The sequence below is a fragment of the Mycobacterium tuberculosis complex sp. N0072 genome (assembly GCF_030323725.1).
GTDB classification, from domain to species: Bacteria; Actinomycetota; Actinomycetes; order Mycobacteriales; family Mycobacteriaceae; genus Mycobacterium; species Mycobacterium tuberculosis.
This window is the reverse complement of record NZ_CP040689.1, coordinates 144218-165735: the sequence shown is the minus strand read 5'-3', so window position 1 is coordinate 165735 and position 21518 is coordinate 144218. Positions and strand designations below refer to the sequence as shown.

The following is a 21518-nucleotide window of genomic DNA, read 5'->3' as shown; positions in this document are numbered from 1 at the left end:
CTCCATCGCCGGAGTGTAGCCTGATCGGGAGGTCCGGAAATGACGAGCAATCAGAAAGCGATCCTCGCCGGCGGCTGCTTTTGGGGGCTGCAGGATCTGATCCGCAACCAGCCCGGTGTGGTCTCCACGCGGGTGGGCTACAGCGGCGGGAACATCCCCAACGCAACCTACCGTAACCACGGCACGCACGCCGAAGCCGTCGAAATCATCTTCGACCCCACGGTCACCGATTACCGCACCCTGCTGGAATTCTTCTTCCAGATCCACGACCCGACAACCAAAGACCGGCAAGGTAACGACCGGGGGACCAGCTACCGGTCGGCCATCTTCTACTTCGATGAGCAGCAAAAGCGGATCGCGCTGGACACCATCGCCGATGTCGAGGCATCCGGCCTGTGGCCCGGCAAGGTGGTGACCGAGGTCAGCCCGGCCGGGGATTTCTGGGAAGCCGAACCCGAGCACCAGGACTACCTGCAGCGCTACCCCAACGGGTACACGTGCCACTTCGTCCGGCCCGGCTGGAGGCTACCCCGACGGACCGCCGAATCTGCACTGCGGGCCAGCCTTTCACCCGAACTCGGGACCTGAACGCGGGCCCGAGCTGGCCGTCAGCGTCGGCGCATCACCACCCGACCGCCATCCTTCGGGGTGAATGCAACTCCTCGACCGTGGCTGCGCTCGCCCGCGGCCGTGGTGGTCTCGAGGGTGAAGTGGCGCAGCACCGTTCGCAGCACCACATCCATCTCCATGTTGGCGAATGCGGCCCCGACACAGCGGCGGGTCCCGCCACCAAAAGGGATCCACGCAAACGGGGATGGCTTACTTCCGATGTAGCGCTGCGGGTCGAAGCGATCCGGCTGCGGGAAGACGTCGGGATCGCCATGTATCTGGGCGATATTGATAATGATCGAATACCCGCGGGGAATCACCCACTCGCCGAGCTGGTAAACGGGTGGATTGACGCGACGAGCCGCAAAATCGATGACGGTCCTGGCCCGCTGTACCTCCAGGATCGCCGCTTGACGCAGCTCGTGACCGCCGTTGTCGACCTCCTCGACCAGAGCCGCGAGCACGTCGGGGTGCCGGCTGAGCCGCTCGAACGCCCAGCCCAGTGTCGCCGCCGTGGTTTCGTGCCCGGCGGCCAGCAGCGTGAGCAGCTCGTCGCCAATGTCCTTGCGCGACATGATGGAACCGTCGTCGTAAGTGCTGCGCAGCATCAACGCCAATACGTCGGTCCGATCGGCGAAGTTCGGGTCGGCCCGCTCGGCTTCGATGAGCTTGTCGATGACAGTGTCGTACTGGCGCCGCCACTCGGCCAGCCGGCCCCACGGGCTAAGGCGGCCATAGTCGCGTTTGGGTTTCGGTAGCGCCGCCAGGCGCGAGCCCAGCGTGACCCACGGCGGAATGAGGCGGCGCAGCTCGTCTAGTTCACTGCCGCCGGCCCCGAAGATCGCACGCAGGATGGCGTTGAGCGTGATATGCATCATTGACGGCAGCGTTGCGAAAGCCTGTCCTTGCGGCCAATTGGCGGTCTCGCGCAGGGTCTCCTCTTCGATGATGGTCTCGTAGTTCTTCATGCTCTTGCCGTGGAAAGGCGGCGCCAGTAGCCGGCGCCGCCGCCGGTGGTCGTCGCCGTCCAGCGCGAACACCGAGCCGGAACCGAACATCCGACTCAGGTTGGGCTGGATGTTGCCCAGCTCCTCAGGACTGCTGGTGAAGACCTGCCTGGCTAGCTGCGGGTCGGCGACCACCACGACCCGGCCGTACATCAGGATATTGGCGGTGAAGGCCTTGCCGTAGCGACGCACGAACCGCCCCAGCAGCCGTCGCCGTGACACCACGAAGGCCAATCCCTGGAACAACTTCGGCCCGCGGACCGCCGGGGGAAGTCGGACTACGGGCGGTGCCGGTGCGGCGGTGACGACTTCGCTCATGGCGGTGTTGCTCCTAACGTCCCTGGATCGGGCGTGGTACGGTGGTGTACCGTGGCTTGTCCAGTACGGTACTCTTTGGTACCAAACCTGACAAGGGATAGGTAGAGGAGGCGCGGGTGACAGCAGTCGCCGCCGGCGCGTTGGTCGTCGAGACCGACTCGTTTCGGCTACGGTTGCTCGACGGCCTGGTCGCCTCGATCGGTGAGCGGGGTTATCGCGCCACCACCGTCTCCGACATCGTCCGGCACGCCCGCACATCCAAGCGCACGTTCTACGACCGGTTCACCAGCAAGGAACAGTGCTTTTTGGAACTCCTGCTAGCGGACAACGAGACGTTGGGCAACAGCATCCGGGCGGCCGTCGATCCAAACGCCGACTGGCACGACCAGATTCGTCAGGCGGTCGAGGCCTACGTCACCCATATCGAATCCAGGCCGGCGGTGACGTTGAGTTGGATCCGTGAATTCCCGTCGCTCGGTGCCGCCGCTTACCCCGTCCAGCGCCGCGGCATGGAGCAGCTAACCAGCCTGCTGATCGAGCTCAGCGCCAGCCCTGGGTTCCGGCGGGCTAACCTACCGCCACTGAATGTGCCACTGGCCGTAATCTTGCTGGGCGGTTTGCGTGAACTGACCGCGCTGACCGTCGAGGACGGCCAGCCGATCCGGAACATCGTCGAGCCGGCGGTGGATGCGTCAATCGCGCTGCTCGGTCCCCGCAGCTAGGAACGCACGCACCCGGTCGAGCACCAGCTCGGGTCGCTGCTCGACGATCCAATGGCCCACGCCGTCGACCAGCTCCACCTCGAAATCGCTGGCCCGGTCGGCATAGCCGTCCAGCAGGTCGGGCGTGATCACCGGATCTCCGGTGCCGTGCAGCCATCGGACCGGGACATCGACCCGAGCGTCGTTGTACTCGCCGCGCAGCCAGCGCAGCATTTCCCTGGTCTGAAAGGTGCGATACCACCGCGATCCGGCCTCGGCGTGCCCCGGCTCGCGCATGCAGTCCAAGTACAGGCGCACGTCGTCATCGGGAACCCGAAATCCGCCCCCGACCCACCCGGTCAACAGCCGGAAGTAGCGGCCCTTAGGATCGCTGATCACCCGCGGGCCGATCACCGGCAGCGACATGGGGATCTGATATCAGAACCGCCACATATTGCGGAGCATGCCAAGATCGCGCTTCACCCAGGGTGCCACGGTGTTCACGCCGAAAAACCCGGTCACCTTCTCGGGATGGCGCAACATCATGATGAACGCGACCGGCCCACCCCAATCGTGGGCCACCAGCTTGACCTTGGCCACACCCAGGCCGTCCAAAACCGCAGCCAGATCGTCAGCCATCTCGGTCTTGGTATACCGCGAGCGGGGCGCCGAACTCCAGCCCGCGCCGCGCAGGTCGGGACACAGCACCCGGTTGCCGTCGGCGGCCAGCGGGCCGATGAGGTCGCGCCACTCCCACCAGTTCTGCGGGAAGCCGTGCACCAGCATTACCGCCGGACCATCGGCCGGCCCGGCGTCCGCAACGTGGATCCTGACGCCTTCCGCCACATCCACGTGCCGATGTTCGACACCTTCCAAGGCGGGCAGAGCGATCATTGCCTGACAAGCCTATGCCAGAACCGCATACCCGTTGATTCCGCGTGTACCGGGCGGGTCGCACACACTATTGGGTGGCAGACGACGGCTGCGGGTGCCGACCCACGCGATCCCGGCAAGCTCAGCCTGACGATCTGCGCACCACTTTTGCACCTCGGGAGCTATCTCAGCGCACCGGCGGTCAGAGATTGCCGCGACTGTGAGTCTGGCGACGCGACACGCCGGTGCGGCGTCGCCAGATTCACGGTCGCGCAGTGATCACCCGGCCGGACGAACGATCCAGCTGCCAAGAACCGCTACCGAGGCTCCCGCCACATCGCCCATAGCGGCGGCCCCGCGTCGGGCAGAGCGATCTCACGGGTCACCCGGAAACCGAACCGTTGATAGTAGGGCACATTCTCGGGTTTGGTGGATTCGAGGTAGGCCGGACAGTGTTCGGCATCGCAACGGTCCAGCCGTGACCGCATCAGCACCTGACCGAACCCCTGGCCGCGGACCGTCGGGTCGCTGCCGATGGCGGCCAGATACCAGTGGGGTTCTTCGGGATGCACACGCATCATCACGTCCAGCGCCGCGCGGGCCTTGGCCGTCCGAAAGCCGAACACCCGCAGGAACCCCGGTGTCATCGCCAGTTGCTGGCGGCGCGACTCCCGCCATCGATCCGGGGGATCCCACAGCGCCGCCCCGCCGATGCCCGCCGCGCCGCGGGCCACTTCCACACCACCGCCGGCCAGATGCTGGTGGCGGACAATCGTCGCGAACAACCGGGTCAGCCTTGCGGTGCGGGCGTTGTCCTTCGACAGTAACCAGCTCATGACCGGATCGTCATAGAACGCCCGGGCCATGGTGCGGGACAGCTCGCGGACATCGGCCCTGCGCGCTGGGCGTGCCTGCGGGGTCATCTCGCCAGGCTAACCGGTGGCGCCGACGGTGAGTCAGGATGCACTCTCGAAGGTGTGCTGCAGCGCGACGCGGGTAGTGCAGCCCGATGACCGGCATCTCACGGCGGACGTTCGGTCTGGCCGCCGGGTTCGGCGCGATCGGCGCCGGTGGGCTAGGCGGCGGTTGCAGCACGCGCAGCGGTCCGACGCCGACCCCAGAGCCGGCAAGCCGCGGGGTGGGTGTCGTCTTATCCCACGAACAATTCCGCACCGATCGGCTGGTGGCGCACGCCCAAGCCGCCGAGCAAGCTGGCTTCCGGTATGTGTGGGCCAGCGACCACCTACAGCCATGGCAAGACAACGAGGGCCATTCGATGTTTCCCTGGCTGACCCTGGCGTTGGTGGGCAACAGCACCAGCAGCATCTTGTTCGGCACCGGGGTGACCTGTCCCATATACCGCTACCATCCGGCCACCGTCGCTCAGGCGTTTGCCTCGCTGGCGATCCTGAACCCCGGACGGGTGTTTCTGGGGCTGGGCACCGGCGAGCGGCTCAACGAACAAGCCGCCACCGACACGTTCGGCAACTACCGCGAGCGCCACGACCGGCTGATCGAGGCCATCGTACTGATCCGCCAGCTGTGGAGCGGTGAGCGGATCTCGTTCACGGGCCACTATTTTCGGACCGACGAGCTCAAGCTCTACGACACGCCGGCGATGCCGCCGCCGATCTTTGTCGCCGCGAGCGGCCCCCAGAGCGCCACCCTGGCCGGCCGATACGGTGATGGTTGGATCGCCCAAGCCCGCGACATCAACGACGCCAAGCTGCTCGCCGCGTTCGCCGCGGGCGCTCAAGCGGCCGGACGAGATCCCACCACCCTGGGTAAGCGGGCCGAACTGTTCGCCGTCGTCGGCGACGACAAGGCGGCCGCCCGCGCCGCCGACTTGTGGCGATTCACCGCCGGGGCCGTCGACCAGCCCAATCCGGTCGAGATCCAGCGTGCCGCCGAGTCGAACCCGATCGAGAAAGTGCTGGCCAATTGGGCGGTCGGTACCGATCCCGGCGTCCACATCGGTGCGGTGCAAGCGGTTCTCGACGCCGGCGCCGTCCCCTTCCTGCATTTCCCCCAGGACGACCCGATCACCGCCATCGACTTCTACCGCACCAACGTCCTGCCCGAACTGCGCTGAAGCCGCTAGACCGCACCTACGATGGTCTTGCTCTATCAACGATGCCGGTGCGACGCCGCGCCGGGGAACGGTTGCCGACGGTGTGGGACTTCGAAACCGACCCGCAATACCAGTCCAAGCTGGATTGGGTCGAAAAATTCATGGCCGAGGAACTCGAACCGCTCGATCTGGTCGCCCTCGATCCTTACGACAAAAAGAACGCCGACACGATGGCGATCCTGCGGCCGCTGCAGCGGCAGGTGAAAGACCAGGGGTTGTGGGCCGCGCATTTGCGTCCCGAACTCGGCGGACAGGGCTTCGGTCAGGTCAAGCTGGCGCTGCTCAACGAGATCATCGGCCGCTCCCGGTGGGCGCCGTCGGCGTTCGGCTGTCAGGCGCCGGACTCCGGCAACGCCGAGATCCTGGCGCTGTTCGGCACCGACGAGCAGAAAGCCCGCTATCTACGACCGCTGCTCGACGGCGAGATCACCTCCTGCTATTCGATGACCGAGCCGCAGGGTGGTTCCGATCCCGGGCTGTTCGTGACCGCGGCGACCCGCGATGCCGCGGGAAACGGGGACTGGATCATCAACGGCGAGAAGTGGTTTTCCACCAACGCCAAGCATGCGTCGTTCTTTATCGTCATGGCCGTCACCAAGCCGGAAGCCCGTACGTACGAGAAGATGTCGCTGTTCATCGTCCCGGCCGACACCCCGGGCATCGAGATCGTGCGCAACGTCGGTGTGGGAGCCGAGTCCACCCGGCACGCCAGCCACGGCTACATCCGCTACCACGACGTCCGGGTGCCGGCCGATCATGTGCTCGGCGGCGAGGGCCAAGCGTTCATGATCGCGCAGACCCGATTGGGCGGCGGCCGAATACATCACGCGATGCGGACAATCGCGCTGGCGCGCAGAGCATTCGACATGATGTGCGAGCGTGCCCTGTCGCGCCAGACTAGACACGGGCGGCTCGCCGATCTGCAGATGACCCAGGAGAAGATCGCCGATAGTTGGATCCAGATCGAGCAGTTCCGGCTGCTGGTACTGCGCACCGCGTGGCTTATCGACAAACACCACGACTATCAAAAGGTGCGCCGCGACATCGCGGCGGTCAAGGTGGCGATGCCCCAGGTGCTGCATGACGTCGTGCAGCGGGCCATGCACCTGCACGGCGCGCTCGGGGTCTCCGACGAGATGCCGTTCGTCAAGATGATGCTGGCAGCCGAGTCACTGGGCATCGCCGACGGCGCCACTGAGCTGCACAAGATGACCGTCGCCCGCCGTACGCTGCGCGAATACCAGCCGGTGACAACGCTTTTCCCGTCACAGCACATTCCGACCCGGCGCGCGCACGCCGAGGCCTGGCTGGCCCAACGCCTCGAGCACGCGATCGCCGAATTCTGACCGCGAGTTGCCTCAGGCGACGTAGCGCACGATGCTTTCGGCCACACACGCCGGCTTGGCCGATCCCTCGACCTCGACGGTCGTCGACACCGTCGCCTGCACGGTGCCGTTGCCCAGATCCTCGACACCGACCAGCGAGCTCGTCGCACGCACCCGCGAGCCGACGGGTACTGGTGCCGGGAAGCGAACCTTGTTCAGGCCGTAGTTGATTGCCAGCTTGACGCCCTTGACGGTGTACATCTGGTGTTGCAGGCGCGGGAGCAACGCCAGGGTCATGAATCCGTGCGCGATGGTGGTGCCAAAGGGACCCGCAGCGGCCCGTTCCGGGTCGACGTGGATCCACTGGTGATCACCCGTTGCGTCGGCGAACAGATTGACCTCTTCCTGGGTGATGGTCACCCAGTCGCTCTGCCCGACCTTTTCGCCCGCGGCGGCGGCCAGGTCGGCGACCGACTCGAAGGTGCGCATGGGTCTCTCCTCTGGTCGGCAGTAAGCATAGGGGTTGTGCGTGCGGTCGTTGCGCCGCTCGGGAGCCAGCCGTGACCCGGGTGTGTCAATCGCCCAAGGTGTCCGGGCCGACGCTGAATCGTTAGCCAACCGCGATCTCGCGCTGCGGCCACGACATTCGAACTGAGCGTCCTCGGTGTGTTTCACTCGCCCAGAACAGATTCGACCGCGTCGTGCGGCAGATGAGAGTTGGGATTGGTAGTAGCTATGACGTTCTTCGAACAGGTGCGAAGGTTGCGGAGCGCAGCGACAACCCTGCCGCGCCGGCTGGCTATCGCGGCTATGGGGGCTGTCCTGGTTTACGGTCTGGTCGGTACCTTCGGCGGGCCGGCCACCGCGGGCGCATTCTCTAGGCCCGGTCTTCCAGTGGAATATCTGCAGGTGCCATCCGCGTCGATGGGCCGCGACATCAAGGTCCAGTTCCAGGGCGGCGGACCGCACGCGGTCTACCTGCTCGACGGTCTGCGGGCCCAGGATGACTACAACGGCTGGGACATCAACACCCCGGCCTTCGAGGAGTACTACCAGTCAGGGTTGTCGGTGATCATGCCCGTGGGCGGCCAATCCAGTTTCTACACCGACTGGTATCAGCCCTCGCAGAGCAACGGCCAGAACTACACCTACAAGTGGGAGACCTTCCTTACCAGAGAGATGCCCGCCTGGCTACAGGCCAACAAGGGCGTGTCCCCGACAGGCAACGCGGCGGTGGGTCTTTCGATGTCGGGCGGTTCCGCGCTGATCCTGGCCGCGTACTACCCGCAGCAGTTCCCGTACGCCGCGTCGTTGTCGGGCTTCCTCAACCCGTCCGAGGGCTGGTGGCCGACGCTGATCGGCCTGGCGATGAACGACTCGGGCGGTTACAACGCCAACAGCATGTGGGGTCCGTCCAGCGACCCGGCCTGGAAGCGCAACGACCCAATGGTTCAGATTCCCCGCCTGGTCGCCAACAACACCCGGATCTGGGTGTACTGCGGTAACGGCACACCCAGCGACCTCGGCGGCGACAACATACCGGCGAAGTTCCTGGAAGGCCTCACCCTGCGCACCAACCAGACCTTCCGGGACACCTACGCGGCCGACGGTGGACGCAACGGGGTGTTTAACTTCCCGCCCAACGGAACACACTCGTGGCCCTACTGGAACGAGCAGCTGGTCGCCATGAAGGCCGATATCCAGCATGTGCTCAACGGCGCGACACCCCCGGCCGCCCCTGCTGCGCCGGCCGCCTGAGCCAGCAAGCCAGCATCGGCAGCAGCGCAACGGCCAGCGCTGCTGCCGATGTGTGGAACATCCGCACTGGGTCGGACCTTCCGGGTGAAGTTGGCGTGGTCACCCCTTCGCCAGCGCCACTGGAAGCCAAGCTAACTCGACCCGTAATTGGTTGCGGGCGTGGAGGTTCCCGAATCTAATTCGCCTCGCCTGAGCGCTCGAAAGAGCCGCTTTCCCGGCTGGGGCCGCTTTTGATTGACCAACCCTCGCCGGTCAGCGTGCAGGTAGGTATAGTCGGTTGTCGCAGCGCACACTACCGCCGCGACCGCGAGCATCTGGGGTCCGGTGACGACCATACTAATGGCGCCACCGGCCGCGGCGCCTAGCACGAAGCTGGCGTGCAGCAGGAAGTAGCCGAGCCAGTCCTCCACTTTTCCGCCGGCCAGGTGACGTTCGATGCCCTGGCCCATCTTGACCAATGTGCCGGTCACATAGCTCAACGGAACCGATACCTCGCCATCCTTGACGAACGATGTGTTCAAGGCGCCAATCCCGAAGACCACGAACAGAATCGGCACAAAATCGAGCATGCTCTCGTGCCAGCCGCCCAGCATAATGTCGACTCCGGCGGCAAATATCAAACTGAAGGTGGTCAGCACGGTCGGGCCGTGGGGATGCGCCGCCCAGAAATGCCGCCGGCACACCGACGCAATCACCACGCCGGCGACGAAGAATAGAATCAGCAACGACGCGGTGACAGACATCCACGCGTCGTCCCCAAACAATCCCAGCACCGCGCGCTGCGAATTGCCGGTCATGAAAGTAACGAAGTATCCCGCGGAGTGGGTGAACGCGGTTGCCCCCAGTATCCCGGCCAGCGCCGCCAACACCCATGACAGCCGCGCCTCACCGTCATAAATCTCTCGTTGCACACGAGCATGCTTCCAGACGCCCAGGACGCACGCACGCCAAGCAATAAGCCGGACACCCCGGCCGGTATCAGCTAGCGGTCAGGCGGGCGATCGAACGCAGCGGAATCGGAAGCCAACCCGGCCGGTGCCGTGTCTCATAGCCGGTCTCATAAACCGCCTTGTCGAGTTCGTAGGCGCCCAACAGCAGCGCCGAATCTCGCGGGTCGATTCCCGACGCGACCGCGTAGCCGTCGCAGAAGGCGGCGCGATTGCGCTCGACCCATTCGCGGGCGCGAGCGGCAAGTTGTTTGTCGGTGGCCTGGTCCACCAGCGGCCCGTAAGCGGCGTACTCGAACGATCGCAACACACCGGCCACGTCGCGCAGCGGCGAATCCGGCGCTCGCCGTTCGTCCAGCGGCTGGCCCGGCTCGCCTTCAAAGTCGATCAACAGCCAGCTTTCCGGGGTACGCAGCACCTGTCCCAAGTGCAGGTCACCGTGCACCCGCTGGACCGTGATTGCCTCCGCCGCGAGCTTCTGGAATTGCTGTTCGATCGTTGGCGCGTACTCCCGCAGTTCGGGCACCACCGCCACCGTCGACGACAGCCGCGCCAGCATCCGGTCCACCGGGAACGTTGCCTGCGCGGTTCCGAGGCTGTCAGCCAGCGTGGCGTGCACCGAGGCGACCGCCTCGCCGAGCCGGTAGGATTCACCGGCGAAATCGCCGCCGACTTCGTGGGCATAGAGGTCTCCCTCGGCGAAGAGGTCCCGCACGCTGGCGGTGGCCATCGCCCAGCCTTCGGCCGCGTTCGCCTCATACTCGGTCACCATGCCCAGGGCGTACGCCAGAGCATCGGTTGGCGAACGATTGGGCCGCCCAAACTGGTAAGCGCCCAGCAGGCGGGCCACATGTGGATTACCGGCACGGGTAAGCACGCGGTTCAGCTCTATGTCGGGGTTGATCCCGCTGCTTACCCGGCGGAACACCTTGAGGATAGCCCGCCGATCGAAGATCACACTGGTGTTGCTCTGTTCGGCGTCACATACCCGCGGCTGCGCGGCAAAGGGCAGCTCGACGTCTGGCTCCCTGGTGAACGTTACTTCGCCGGTGGATGTGCCACAGACGGCGGACGAGACGATTAGCGACAGGAGGAATTGCGGCCCGGCGACGTCGTAGAGAGCATCGAATCCCGTGCGATCGTCGGCGACGCCGATGGCGGCTTTCGTGCCGTACTCGGACGCCGGCTCAAAATCCCATCCGACGAGCACCTGGTAACGCTCCGTTGCACCGTCGGTGTAGGTTACGTCGACCAGGACTAGGTCGAGGTTGTGTCGCAGGGCGACGACTACGCCCGGCTTGACCGTGGCCAGCTCGCGGTTGCGTCCGGCATACCAACGTTGCCGCGGAAGCCAATCGGACCATGGCAGCTTGGTTGCCAGCGTGTCCGACCGAGTCATAGGCGCCGCTCCTCCTCATCGCTTCGCTGTGCATCGTCGCCGGCGCGAGTCATAGGCGCCGCTCCTCCTCATCGCTTCGCTGTGCATCGTCGCCGGCGCGAGTCATAGGCGCCGCTCTCCCCCGCAAGTGGGAGGTGCCCCCACCTCATGTGTGGTCAACTGGAACCAGTAGAACCCGTGTCCTGGCAGCGTCAGCAGATAGGGCACCTGGCCGATGCGTGGAAACTCCACGTGCCCGGTCAGCTCGACCGGCGTGTAGTTGGTCCATTGCTGCAAGTCCAATTCGATGGGCTGCGGGAATCGCGACAGGTTGTTGACACAGAGCACGGTGTCGCCGTCATCGCCGGCCACCTGACGCACGTAGGCCAGCACCGACGGGTTGGACCCGCCCAATTCCTGGAATGCGCCGACCGCAAACGCGGGGTGTCGGCGACGCACGGCCAGCATGGTGCGAGTGAAGTTGAGCAGCGACGTCGAGGTGTCGCGTTGCGCCTCGACGTTGACGGCCTGATACCCGTAAACCGGGTCCTGGCTGGGCGGCAGGTACAGCCGACCCGGGTTGGCGGTGGAGAAACCCGCGTTGCGGTCCGGTGTCCACTGCATCGGGATGCGCACGCCGTCGCGATCACCCAACCAGATCACGTCGCCCATCCCGATCTCGTCGCCGTAGTAGAGGACCGGCGAGCCGGGCAGCGACAGCAGCAGCGCGGTGAACAGCTCGATCTGGTTGCGGTCGTTGTCGAGCAGCGGCGCAAGCCGACGACGGATTCCGACATTCGCCTTCATCCGTGGATCCTTGGCGTACTCGGCGTACATGTAGTCGCGCTCTTCGTCGGTGACCATTTCTAACGTCAGCTCGTCGTGGTTGCGCAGAAATATCCCCCATTGCGCCATGTCAGGGATTGGTGGGGTCTGGGCGATGATCTCCGAGATCGGAAAACGGGACTCCCGGCGCACGGCCATGAAGATGCGCGGCATCAGCGGGAAGTGAAAGGCCATGTGGCACTCGTCGCCACCGGTGTTGGGATCACCGAAATATTCGACGACATCGCCCGGCCACTGATTGGCTTCGGCTAGCAGCACCCGGCCGGGGAATTCGTCGTCCACCACCTTGCGGACTCGCTTGAGAAAAGCGTGTGTTTCCGGCAGGTTCTCGCAGTTGGTGCCCTCACGTTCAAAGAGATAGGGCACCGCGTCCAACCGAAACCCGTCGATGCCCAAGCCGAGCCAAAAGCGGATGACGTCGATCATCGCCTCTTGCACGGCGGGGTTGTCGTAGTTCAGATCCGGTTGGTGGGAGAAGAATCGGTGCCAGTAGAACTGTCGGCGGACAGGATCGAATGACCAGTTCGACTCTTCGGTGTCGACGAAGATGATCCGGGCGTCGGTGTAGCGCTCGCTGGTGTCGCTCCACACGTAATAGTCACCGTACGGTCCGTCTGGGTCGCGGCGGGACTCCTGAAACCAGGGGTGCGACTCCGAGGTGTGATTCATCACCAGGTCGGTGATGATGCGGATACCTCGCCGGTGAGCGGCGTCGACCAGGGCGACGAAATCGTCGACGGTGCCGAATTCGGGCAGCACCTTGTAGAAGTCGCGAATGTCGTAACCGCCGTCGCGCAGCGGCGAGTCGTAGAACGGCGGCAACCAGATGCAGTCGATGCCAAGCCACTGCAGGTAGTCGAGGCGATCGATGAGTCCACGCAGATCGCCGGAACCGTCCGCGCTGGCGTCGAAGAACGCCCGGACCAGCACCTCGTAGAAGACGGCGTGCTTAAACCAGGTCGGATCGGCGGGCAGGGCGGCGGCGCTGCCGAAGTCCTTGGCATCCGGATGCTCGACCACACCGCCTTCGACGTGACTGCCCTGCACGGGAGGGTGCTCGACGCTGTGTTCTGCCTCGTTCATTGCTTCCACGATGCCACGCGCACGGGAGACGGAACTCGGGGGCTCACGCGGCAATCACGGCTGGCGCCAATCCAATTGGCCGGCCGGCGGGTGGTATCCGCGACGAAATCAGGCCGGGGGTCCCTCGGCCAATGTCACGTTCCCTGTACGCGTGCCGCCCGACTTGGTTTGCCAGGTCACCGAGATGACGTCACCGGGATGATGCCCGTTAAGCGCGTCCGCCATCGCGGTGGCCGAGTTGATCGGAGCGCCGTCGACCGCGGTGATCACGTCGCCGGTGGAGATGCCGAGACTTGCCGCCGGAGCGCTCCCGACCACGCGTTGGACTCGTGCGCCGTTGCCGTTGTTGTCGACAACACCCAAGCCGAGGAAGGCGGTAGGCCCGATATGAACGGTGGGTGACCCCCCACCCGATCGGATCTGGCCCGCGATCGCCATCGCCTGCCCGATCGGAATGGCGAATCCCTGCCCACCCTGGGACAGCTGGAAGTTATCGGACGCGGCCGTGTTCATACCGACCACCTGTCCTAGGCCGTTGACGACGGGCCCGCCCGAATCACCGGGCTGGATCGCGGCATCGAACTGGATCAACCCGTTCAATGTCTCTTCGGCACCGGTCAGCGAATCCGACGCCTGCACGGTTTGGCCGAGCGCGACCACCCTGCCAGGCACCGCACGGGGCGTTCCGCCCTGCCCACCGCTGTTGCCCATCGCGACGACGGGCTCACCAACCGCGACGCCGCCACCGATCGCCGCCGACGGCAGGCCACCGGCACCGCGCAGCTGCAGCACCGCGACATCCTGGGTGCGGTCATACCCGACCACATCGACGCCGTAGGTTTGGCCGGAGCCGACGCTGAACGCATTGATGTCGGTGGCGCCCGCGATCACGTGGTTGTTGGTCAGCACGACACCGTTGGGATCGATGACGATGCCGGTCCCGGCGCCCACGGCGTTGTTGTAGCCCAGTTTGGTGTTGATGTTGACCACCTGTGGCCCCACTTGGGCGACCATCGCGGACGGGTCGAGGGGCAGCGCGGGGAAGTCGGCGAACCGGTCCTGCGACAAGGCCGGCGGGGCCGCCTGGGCCGGCGCCGTGGCCAGGCCCAGCCCGACGGCAGCCAGCACGCTCAGCAACCATGACCACCTGAGTGAGCGGCGGCGCGAATTGCTCATCCCGTAACCTCCTGTGTCGGGGTAGCTATCAGAAATTGTCCCAGCCTTAAGGGTCCGGGCGGCAGGATTTTTCTACACCAACGTAGTCCAGATCGCCAGCTCAGCGGATGGCCATGCCCCGGACCGGCACCGAAACCCTCGTTGATCGGGGCTAGCCGGGTTGGCCGGTGTCGCCGGGTTGGCCGGGTGCACCGAACAAAGCCGTCACCAATCCGCTCACCGCCGCCTGCAGTGTTCCGCCGGTGCCGGGGGCGCCGCCGGCACCGCCGACCCCACCGGCCCCACCACCTGCGCCGCCGGCGCCGCCAGCGCCGCCGGCGCCGCCATTGCCACCATTGCCACTCAGGATGGCCGGCCCGCCGTTGCCGCCGGCCCCGCCGGTGCCGCCGATATTGTTAGCGCCGAACGCCTGACCGCCCTGACCGCCGGGCCCGCCGTCGCCGCCGTTGCCGTATAGCTGGCCGCCAGCGCCCCCGTTCCCACCGGGCCCGCCGTCACGGCCAACCAAGGCTCCGGCGCGGTCCCCGCCGGCACCGCCGGCGCCACCGTGGCCGATCAGCCTGGCGTCCCCACCGACGCCGCCGGCGCCACCGATACCGGTGTTGCCGGCCGTGACGGCTCCGCCGTGGCCGCCGGACCCGCCATTGCCGAAGAGGTGCCCTCCGGCACCGCCCGCGCCGCCGGCCGCGCCATTAGCGAAACTGCTGTCTCCGCCGGCGCCGCCGGCGCCGCCGTGCCCGATCAGCATGGCGTTCCCGCCGGCACCGCCTACTCCGGCGACCCCGCCGGACGCGCCGACACCGCCGTCGCCGCCGGCCCCGCCGTTGCCGATCAGCCCACCGGCGCCACCCGCGGCGCCCATGCCTGCCTGACCGGGCAGCGGTGGGCCCCCGGTACCACCGCCTTGCCCGCCGTGTCCGCCGGCGCCGCCAGTACCCCACAGTCCGCGGCCGGCGCCGCCCTGGCCCCCGTCGCCGCCGGCGCCGCCGCCGAGGCCGATTGCGCCTTGTCCGCCGTGTCCGCCGGCCCCGCCGTCGCCGTAGAGCCATCCGCCACCGCCACCGGCACCGCCGAGGCCACCGTCTCCACCGCTGACGATGTTGGCATCGGCGCCGTTCCCGCCATTGCCACCGCCGCCGCCGGCGCCCCACAGCCCGGCGGCACCGCCCGCACCGCCGTGACCGCCAGCCACGCCTGCGCCGACACCCGCCCCGCCGGATCCGCCGACGCCGCCGTTGCCCCACAGCCATCCGCCGTGCCCGCCGGCCCCGCCGGCCGCGCCGGAGCCGCCGGCCCCGCCGGACCCGCCATGGCCGATCAGCCCGGCCGGCCCGCCGGCACCCCCGGCCTGCCCAGCCGCCCCGGAGCCGCCATTGCCGCCATTGCCGTACAAGATCCCCCCAGCCCCGCCGGCCTGCCCAGTCCCCGGCGCCCCATCGGCACCGTTGCCGATCAAGGGGCGCCCCAGCAGCGCCTGGGTGGGCGCGTTGATCGCGGCCAGCAGCTGCTGCTCGACCTGGGCCTCGGCGGCCGCATATGCTCCAGCGCCACCGGCAAGCGTCTGCACGAACTGCTGATGAAACGCCGCCGCCTGGGCGCTGAGCGCCTGATAGGCCTGAGCGTGGCCGGAAAACAGCGCCGCGATCGCCGCCGACACCTCATCGGCACCCGCGGCCAGCACGGCGGTGGTCGGCGCAGCCGCGGCGGCATTGGCCGCGCTGATCGCCGATCCGATACCCGCCAGGTCTGTTGCCGCGGCCACCACAATCTCCGGGGCTACGCTGACAAACGACATCACACACCTCCCCAACCCGCCCGCCCCACCACCGGCGAACACGCTCGTTGGCGGACGACATTGTTAGGTGAATCTGAACGTAGCGCGACCCGGCACCGCACACGGCCTTTTCGCCAAAATTGTCGCCCTTCAGTGCGGTATCCGCAGACCGAGACCGAGCCGGCCAATTGCCGTGCGCGTCAATGGATTACCACCCGGGCCAGGTGCACGCGCACCCTGTCGGGCTAGCTGCCCGAGATGTCCGCTGGTCACGGCTGCGACAGCTGACTGTCCAGACTTCGCGACGTCGAGCGGCGGCTGAGCACAAGCTAACGCCGTGGGAGAATCCGACCCGTTTCTCGCTGTACGAACTCGTCGAGCACGGGACGCAGCAGCTTAGATACGCTCATCTTCCGGCTGCGCGCCAGCTCCTTGAGCTTGGCGTGGGTAGCCTTCGAAACGACCACCTGCACAGCCGGCGAGTGCGCAGAGCCGCCGGACAGAGACTTGCCGCCAGGAATCAGGTTGGCTTCTCGTTCGCGCGCCAGCCGCAGCGACTCTGAAGCCATCTGCTCGACGCGCTCGTCCGTTAGCCGCTCGCCATCGACATAGACCTCCTCTTGCTTGAGATCGACGTCAGACACCTCGACATCGTCGCCGATCACGTAGTCGGCGGGGTTACGTGGCTTCTTCGTCATCGCTTCCACTCCTTCGGCATTGCGTGAGTGATGATCAGGTCACCGTCGTCGGCTTCGACGGCGACGACCTCGGTAAGACGGCCCGACGTATCGCGGCCCTGGTAGTACAGCGAGCCATCTTCCTGAATGACCGGAACACCGCAGTGGCGCATAGCGGCGACGATGCGGTGCTTGGACACGCGGTGCTTCCGGGCGTTCCTCGTGACCCTGACCCGCTGCACGCCTCGAGTATGTACTCGATACTCGGGATGTGTCAAAGCGTCAACGGTCGTCCGTTCGACGCGATAGCACTGGTCTCTGTTCGTCTCTGTCACGTTCAAACCGACCCAACCGATTCCTGCGGCGGCCGAGACCGACCCGGCCAATTACCTTGCGCGCCACTGGATTACCACCGGCACCATTAGCACGCACGCCCCATGGACCGGGCTGCCCGAGATGTCCGCTGTCACGGCCGCGACGTCTGGCCGTCCAGACTGCGCGACGTTGGGCGGCAGCTGAGCATAAGCTGGCGCCGTGGGGGAATTCGACCCAAAGCTCAGGTTTGCCCAGTCCCCCGTCGCACGACTGGCCACCAGCACGCCCGACGGCACACCCCACCTGGTGCCGGTCGTATTCGCGCTCGGCGCTAGGCGCCCGGCCGAGGCGACCGGTGCAGACGTTATCTACACCGCCGTCGACGCGAAGCGGAAAACGACGCAGCGGCTGCGCCGGCTCGCCAATCTCGAGCACAATCCACGGGCCAGCGTGCTCGTCGACAGCTATGCCGATGATTGGACCCAGTTGTGGTGGGTCCGGGCCGACGGGGTCGCCGCGATTCATCGCGATGGCGAGGTGATGCGCGCCGCATACCGCCTGCTGCGCGCCAAATATGCTCAATACCAATCGGTTCCGTTGAACGGCCCGGTAATCGCAATAGCAGTCCAGCGCTGGGCCAGCTGGCACGCCTGACCACAACGACGGCTCCGATTGCCTACTACTCACCTGACCCGACCCTTGTGCTGGGCGGCAGTTGGGAGAAAAGTTGCCTACTACGTCCTGCTGGGCCACACCACGGGAACCGACCCCGGAGAACTGGAGGAAAGCCATGGCCGACAGAGTGAATGCTTCCCAGGGCGCGGCCGCCGCTCCCACCGCAAACGGGCCCGGCGGCGTTCGCAACGTGGTTCTGGTGGGGCCCTCGGGGGGCGGCAAGACCACCCTCATCGAGGCTCTCCTGGTGGCGGCCAAGGTGTTGTCCAGGCCGGGCTCGGTCACCGAGGGCACCACGGTCTGCGACTTCGACGAGGCGGAGATCCGGCAACAGCGCTCGGTGGGCCTTGCGGTCGCCTCGCTGGCTTACGACGGCATCAAGGTCAACCTCGTCGACACCCCTGGGTACGCCGACTTCGTGGGTGAGCTGCGGGCCGGGTTGCGGGCCGCCGATTGCGCACTGTTCGTGATCGCGGCCAACGAGGGCGTCGACGAACCGACCAAGTCCCTGTGGCAGGAATGCAGCCAGGTCGGCATGCCCCGCGCGGTGGTCATCACCAAGCTGGACCACGCCCGGGCGAACTACCGGGAAGCGCTGACCGCGGCACAAGACGCCTTCGGCGACAAGGTCTTACCGCTCTACCTGCCGTCCGGTGACGGCCTGATCGGATTGCTTTCGCAGGCACTGTACGAGTACGCCGACGGCAAGCGAACGACACGAACCCCGGCCGAGTCGGACACCGAGCGAATCGAGGAGGCGCGCGGCGCCTTGATCGAAGGAATCATCGAGGAATCCGAGGATGAGTCCTTGATGGAGCGCTACCTCGGCGGCGAGACGATCGACGAGTCGGTGCTGATCCAGGATCTGGAGAAAGCCGTCGCCCGAGGCTCGTTCTTCCCGGTGATTCCGGTGTGCAGCAGCACCGGGGTCGGCACACTGGAATTGCTTGAGGTAGCCACCCGCGGATTTCCGTCTCCGATGGAGCACCCACTGCCGGAGGTCTTTACCCCGCAAGGTGTCCCGCATGCGGAGCTGGCCTGTGACAATGACGCGCCGTTGCTCGCCGAGGTGGTGAAGACGACGTCGGACCCCTACGTTGGCCGGGTCAGCTTGGTGCGGGTGTTCTCCGGAACCATCAGGCCCGACACGACGGTCCATGTGTCGGGCCATTTCTCATCGTTTTTCGGCGGCGGAACTAGTAACACGCACCCCGACCACGACGAAGACGAGCGCATCGGAGTCTTGTCGTTCCCGCTGGGCAAGCAACAGCGCCCGGCAGCAGCCGTGGTCGCGGGCGACATCTGCGCCATCGGCAAGCTGAGCCGGGCCGAGACCGGGGACACACTCTCGGATAAGGCCGAGCCCCTGGTGCTGAAACCCTGGACCATGCCCGAGCCGCTGCTGCCGATCGCCATTGCGGCGCATGCCAAGACCGACGAAGACAAGCTGTCGGTCGGGTTGGGCCGGTTGGCCGCCGAAGACCCGACACTGCGGATCGAGCAAAATCAAGAGACCCATCAGGTCGTGCTGTGGTGTATGGGCGAGGCCCATGCCGGCGTCGTCCTGGATACACTGGCCAACCGGTACGGCGTCAGCGTAGACACGATCGAGCTGCGGGTGCCGCTGCGGGAAACCTTCGCCGGCAATGCGAAAGGCCATGGCCGCCACATCAAACAGTCCGGTGGTCACGGTCAGTACGGGGTGTGCGACATCGAGGTGGAGCCGCTGCCGGAGGGCTCCGGGTTCGAGTTCCTCGACAAAGTGGTTGGCGGGGCGGTGCCGCGGCAGTTTATCCCCAGTGTGGAGAAAGGTGTCCGCGCACAGATGGATAAGGGAGTGCACGCCGGCTACCCGGTGGTCGATATCCGGGTCACGTTGCTCGACGGCAAAGCCCACAGCGTCGACTCTTCCGATTTCGCCTTCCAAATGGCCGGCGCGCTCGCATTGCGGGAGGCCGCGGCCGCGACGAAGGTGATCTTGCTCGAGCCAATCGATGAGATTTCGGTGCTGGTACCCGACGATTTCGTCGGCGCGGTGTTGGGCGACCTGTCCAGTCGTCGTGGCCGAGTGCTCGGCACCGAGACCGCGGGGCACGACCGCACGGTGATCAAGGCCGAGGTGCCTCAGGTCGAGCTGACCCGCTACGCAATCGATTTGCGCTCGCTGGCGCATGGGGCCGCATCCTTCACCCGTTCGTTTGCCCGCTACGAACCGATGCCGGAATCCGCCGCCGCCCGGGTAAAGGCCGGGGCCGGCTAGCTACACCGAATGGCCGAACCGTTCGGCGACAGCGCGGCGGTCGAGCGAACCCTTCGCGGTGTGCGGCAGCCCGCTGGCCTCCTGGAAGGAGGCCGGGATCTCGAAGGCCGCCAACCGTTCCCGGCAGAACTGGACAAGCTCCTCGCGAGTCGGCGGGGCGGACTCACGAGGCACAATCACCGCCGCGACCGCCTCGCCGTAGAGCTGGTGCGGGACGCCGAATACGGCTGCCTCCATGACGTTTGGATGGCTGGCCAGCACGCCCTCGACGCGCTCGGGCGAGATCTTTTCACCACCTCGGTTGATGAGTTCCTTGATGCGGCCGCGGATGCTCAGGTCACCGGCCGCCGACAGGGACCCGAGATCACCGGTACGCAACCAACCGTCGGTGAAATTCGCGGCGGTTATCGTCGGGTCACCCAGATACCCGCGTACCACGGTGGTCCCCCGCAGCCAGATCTCCCCGACCGCGCCCGCGGGCAGTGGCAGCCCGTCGGACCCGACGATCCGGATTTGCGCTCCCGTCGACCGGCCGACCAGACCGGTTGACACGACGGGAGTTTCGGTTTGGTCGATACCCTCAATCTGCGTTGTCGTTACCTGGTGGGTGGCTTCGGTCATGCCGAAGGCACACACGACCGGTGCCGCGAACTCGGTTTGCAGTGCTAGCGCGGCTTGGGCAGTGAGCGGTGCGCTGCAGCTGCGGATGAAACGCAGTGCGGCAGGTTTGCGCCCCGACGGTTCGGTTGCCGATCGCTCCAGCAGGATTTGGTGAATCGTCGGAACCGCCGTATACCAGGTGGCTCCAACGGCTTTGATGTCGTCCCAGAAGGTGTGCGCGGAGAATCGCCCGCGTGCGGGCAGCGACACCGCGCCGCCGGACGCCAGGGTGGCAAGCAACGACGCGATCAGCCCGTGGCCATGGTAGAGCGGCATCACCGCAACGGTGGCGTCCCGCGGGCTCAGCCGGTACCCGGTGATGATGGCGCGGACCGAGCTGGCGATGTTTGCGTGCGTCCAGGGGACCATCTTCGGCAGGCCGGTCGTCCCGCCGGTGAACATAATCATGGCGTCATCGGGTCGCAGTCCCTCGGGCGTCGAGGTTGCGGGGTTCGGCTCGGTGGCGGCGTCCAGGTGGACCGACAAGGTGCCACCCGAGGGGCCGCTGTCACCGCCGACGTTCACCGTGAGCGGCCACCACCGGGTGGTGGGTTCTGCCCTGTCGTGCGGCCCATCCGCGTCAATCAGCACCACCCGGGCTCCCGCGGCCTGGCTTCGGACGCGTTGCTCGGTGATGGGCAGCGCCGGATCCAGCGGCACGACGACGAGATCCGCACGCGACGCCGCCAGCAAGGCGACGACGAATTCGGCGTTGCTGCCCATGCGCAGCGCGACCCGGTCACCGGGCAGCAGGCCGGACCGCGTCAGCTGGCCGGCCAGCTCATCAACCAGACGGGCCAGGTCGCGGTGGCTGATCGCGATGCGATCCGCGGTGACGACGAGCGCCGGAGCCTCGGGCAGCCGGGTCGCCGCCACCTCGACAAGATCGGCGATGCGCGGGCCGAAGTCGGATGCCATCGCGAACGCTCCTTCCATGTGTTCGGTGTGCGGGTTCGGCACGATCAGCACAGTGCCGGGCTCGCCTGCCCGGCGTCCAATACCGAT

At 66.5% G+C, this 21518-nt stretch carries 18 protein-coding genes and 1 pseudogene; 7 read left to right on the top strand and 12 right to left on the bottom strand.

What is annotated here, in order from left to right; translation table 11 throughout:
- The first annotated feature begins 39 nt into the window (after positions 1–39).
- On the top strand, positions 40–588 hold the full coding sequence (gene msrA / locus FF952_RS00740; RefSeq protein ID WP_003400942.1) for a peptide-methionine (S)-S-oxide reductase MsrA: 549 nt from the start codon (positions 40–42) through the stop codon (positions 586–588).
- Between the two features lie 20 nt (positions 589–608).
- On the opposite strand, the gene FF952_RS00735 is transcribed toward msrA, so the two are convergent.
- Positions 609–1934 (bottom strand): cytochrome P450, encoded by a 1326-nt coding sequence (locus FF952_RS00735; protein WP_003400938.1) that lies wholly within the window; start codon positions 1932–1934, stop codon positions 609–611.
- Positions 1935–2050: 116 nt separating this feature from the next.
- Here FF952_RS00735 and FF952_RS00730 point away from each other — a divergent pair, with 116 nt between their 5' ends.
- Positions 2051–2656: a TetR/AcrR family transcriptional regulator gene (locus FF952_RS00730; RefSeq protein ID WP_003400935.1), complete on the top strand. Its 606-nt coding sequence runs from the start codon at positions 2051–2053 to the stop codon at positions 2654–2656.
- Here the strand turns inward: FF952_RS00730 and FF952_RS00725 are convergent.
- Positions 2627–3529: pseudogene (locus FF952_RS00725) on the bottom strand (alpha/beta fold hydrolase). The gene FF952_RS00730 and the pseudogene FF952_RS00725 overlap by 30 nt on opposite strands.
- Positions 3530–3825: 296 nt before the next feature.
- The gene (locus FF952_RS00720) at positions 3826–4431 is read right to left on the bottom strand and encodes a GNAT family N-acetyltransferase (protein WP_003902867.1); all 606 of its coding nucleotides are present in this window, start codon (positions 4429–4431) and stop codon (positions 3826–3828) included.
- An 86-nt stretch (positions 4432–4517) separates the two neighbouring features.
- Here FF952_RS00720 and FF952_RS00715 point away from each other — a divergent pair, with 86 nt between their 5' ends.
- Entirely contained in the window at positions 4518–5600 is a 1083-nt protein-coding gene (locus tag FF952_RS00715) for a F420-dependent hydroxymycolic acid dehydrogenase (RefSeq protein ID WP_003899826.1), read from the top strand.
- 41 nt (positions 5601–5641) lie between these two features.
- Positions 5642–6985, top strand: coding sequence for an acyl-CoA dehydrogenase family protein (locus FF952_RS00710; RefSeq protein ID WP_003400917.1), 1344 nt, complete (start codon positions 5642–5644; stop codon positions 6983–6985).
- 12 nt (positions 6986–6997) lie between these two features.
- Here FF952_RS00710 and htdZ read toward each other — a convergent pair whose 3' ends face one another.
- Positions 6998–7453, bottom strand: a complete 456-nt coding sequence (gene htdZ, locus FF952_RS00705; protein WP_003400912.1) for a 3-hydroxyacyl-thioester dehydratase HtdZ — start codon at positions 7451–7453, stop codon at positions 6998–7000.
- Positions 7454–7699: 246 nt separating this feature from the next.
- On the opposite strand from htdZ, the gene ag85C reads away from it, so the two are divergent.
- Positions 7700–8722, top strand: coding sequence for a diacylglycerol acyltransferase/mycolyltransferase Ag85C (gene ag85C / locus FF952_RS00700; RefSeq protein WP_003400908.1), 1023 nt, complete (start codon positions 7700–7702; stop codon positions 8720–8722).
- 131 nt (positions 8723–8853) lie between these two features.
- Here the strand turns inward: ag85C and FF952_RS00695 are convergent, their stop codons facing one another.
- The 7 genes from FF952_RS00695 to FF952_RS00665 all read right to left on the bottom strand — a co-directional run bounded on the left by FF952_RS00695 (position 8854) and on the right by FF952_RS00665 (position 16989).
- The gene (locus FF952_RS00695; protein ID WP_003905242.1) at positions 8854–9633 is read right to left on the bottom strand and encodes a YoaK family protein; all 780 of its coding nucleotides are present in this window, start codon (positions 9631–9633) and stop codon (positions 8854–8856) included.
- Between the two features lie 67 nt (positions 9634–9700).
- Positions 9701–11068, bottom strand: a complete 1368-nt coding sequence (mak, locus tag FF952_RS00690) for a maltokinase (protein ID WP_003899824.1) — start codon at positions 11066–11068, stop codon at positions 9701–9703.
- Positions 11069–11170: 102 nt separating this feature from the next.
- Positions 11171–12976 carry a maltose alpha-D-glucosyltransferase gene (gene treS, locus FF952_RS00685; protein WP_003400893.1) on the bottom strand — a complete coding sequence of 602 codons (1806 nt, stop codon included), beginning with the start codon at positions 12974–12976 and terminating at the stop codon, positions 11171–11173.
- Between the two features lie 108 nt (positions 12977–13084).
- Complete coding sequence (locus tag FF952_RS00680; RefSeq protein WP_003400885.1) at positions 13085–14152, bottom strand: S1C family serine protease; 1068 nt, start codon at positions 14150–14152, stop codon at positions 13085–13087.
- Positions 14153–14303: 151 nt separating this feature from the next.
- Complete coding sequence (locus FF952_RS00675) at positions 14304–15947, bottom strand: PE family protein (RefSeq protein WP_009937218.1); 1644 nt, start codon at positions 15945–15947, stop codon at positions 14304–14306.
- A 308-nt stretch (positions 15948–16255) separates the two neighbouring features.
- A complete protein-coding gene (locus FF952_RS00670) occupies positions 16256–16624 on the bottom strand; it encodes a hypothetical protein (protein WP_003400878.1) in 369 nt (122 codons plus the stop codon).
- The gene (locus FF952_RS00665) at positions 16621–16989 is read right to left on the bottom strand and encodes a hypothetical protein (RefSeq protein ID WP_003400865.1); all 369 of its coding nucleotides are present in this window, start codon (positions 16987–16989) and stop codon (positions 16621–16623) included. The genes FF952_RS00670 and FF952_RS00665 overlap by 4 nt, the downstream gene beginning before the upstream one ends.
- Before the next feature lie 148 nt (positions 16990–17137).
- On the opposite strand from FF952_RS00665, the gene FF952_RS00660 reads away from it, so the two are divergent.
- Positions 17138–17572 carry a TIGR03668 family PPOX class F420-dependent oxidoreductase gene (locus FF952_RS00660; RefSeq protein WP_003400864.1) on the top strand — a complete coding sequence of 145 codons (435 nt, stop codon included), beginning with the start codon at positions 17138–17140 and terminating at the stop codon, positions 17570–17572.
- Between the two features lie 136 nt (positions 17573–17708).
- On the top strand, positions 17709–19853 hold the full coding sequence (locus FF952_RS00655) for an elongation factor G-like protein EF-G2 (RefSeq protein ID WP_003400860.1): 2145 nt from the start codon (positions 17709–17711) through the stop codon (positions 19851–19853).
- Here the strand turns inward: FF952_RS00655 and FF952_RS00650 are convergent, their stop codons facing one another.
- On the bottom strand, positions 19854–21431 hold the full coding sequence (locus FF952_RS00650; RefSeq protein ID WP_003901806.1) for a FadD7 family fatty acid--CoA ligase: 1578 nt from the start codon (positions 21429–21431) through the stop codon (positions 19854–19856). It lies immediately after the preceding gene.
- Positions 21432–21518: the final 87 nt, after the last annotated feature.

Bases quoted from the DNA above. Each gene is read 5' to 3' on its own strand.
- msrA (WP_003400942.1), top strand. From the start codon at position 40: ATGACGAGCAATCAGAAAGCGATCCTCGCCGGCGGCTGCTTTTGGGGG.
- FF952_RS00735 (WP_003400938.1), bottom strand. From the start codon at position 1,934: ATGAGCGAAGTCGTCACCGCCGCACCGGCACCGCCCGTAGTCCGACTT.
- FF952_RS00720 (WP_003902867.1), bottom strand. From the start codon at position 4,431: ATGACCCCGCAGGCACGCCCAGCGCGCAGGGCCGATGTCCGCGAGCTG.
- FF952_RS00715 (WP_003899826.1), top strand. From the start codon at position 4,518: ATGACCGGCATCTCACGGCGGACGTTCGGTCTGGCCGCCGGGTTCGGC.
- FF952_RS00710 (WP_003400917.1), top strand. From the start codon at position 5,642: ATGCCGGTGCGACGCCGCGCCGGGGAACGGTTGCCGACGGTGTGGGAC.
- htdZ (WP_003400912.1), bottom strand. From the start codon at position 7,453: ATGCGCACCTTCGAGTCGGTCGCCGACCTGGCCGCCGCCGCGGGCGAA.
- ag85C (WP_003400908.1), top strand. From the start codon at position 7,700: ATGACGTTCTTCGAACAGGTGCGAAGGTTGCGGAGCGCAGCGACAACC.
- mak (WP_003899824.1), bottom strand. From the start codon at position 11,068: ATGACTCGGTCGGACACGCTGGCAACCAAGCTGCCATGGTCCGATTGG.
- treS (WP_003400893.1), bottom strand. From the start codon at position 12,976: ATGAACGAGGCAGAACACAGCGTCGAGCACCCTCCCGTGCAGGGCAGT.
- FF952_RS00680 (WP_003400885.1), bottom strand. From the start codon at position 14,152: ATGAGCAATTCGCGCCGCCGCTCACTCAGGTGGTCATGGTTGCTGAGC.
- FF952_RS00675 (WP_009937218.1), bottom strand. From the start codon at position 15,947: ATGTCGTTTGTCAGCGTAGCCCCGGAGATTGTGGTGGCCGCGGCAACA.
- FF952_RS00670 (WP_003400878.1), bottom strand. From the start codon at position 16,624: ATGACGAAGAAGCCACGTAACCCCGCCGACTACGTGATCGGCGACGAT.
- FF952_RS00655 (WP_003400860.1), top strand. From the start codon at position 17,709: ATGGCCGACAGAGTGAATGCTTCCCAGGGCGCGGCCGCCGCTCCCACC.
- FF952_RS00650 (WP_003901806.1), bottom strand. From the start codon at position 21,431: ATGGCATCCGACTTCGGCCCGCGCATCGCCGATCTTGTCGAGGTGGCG.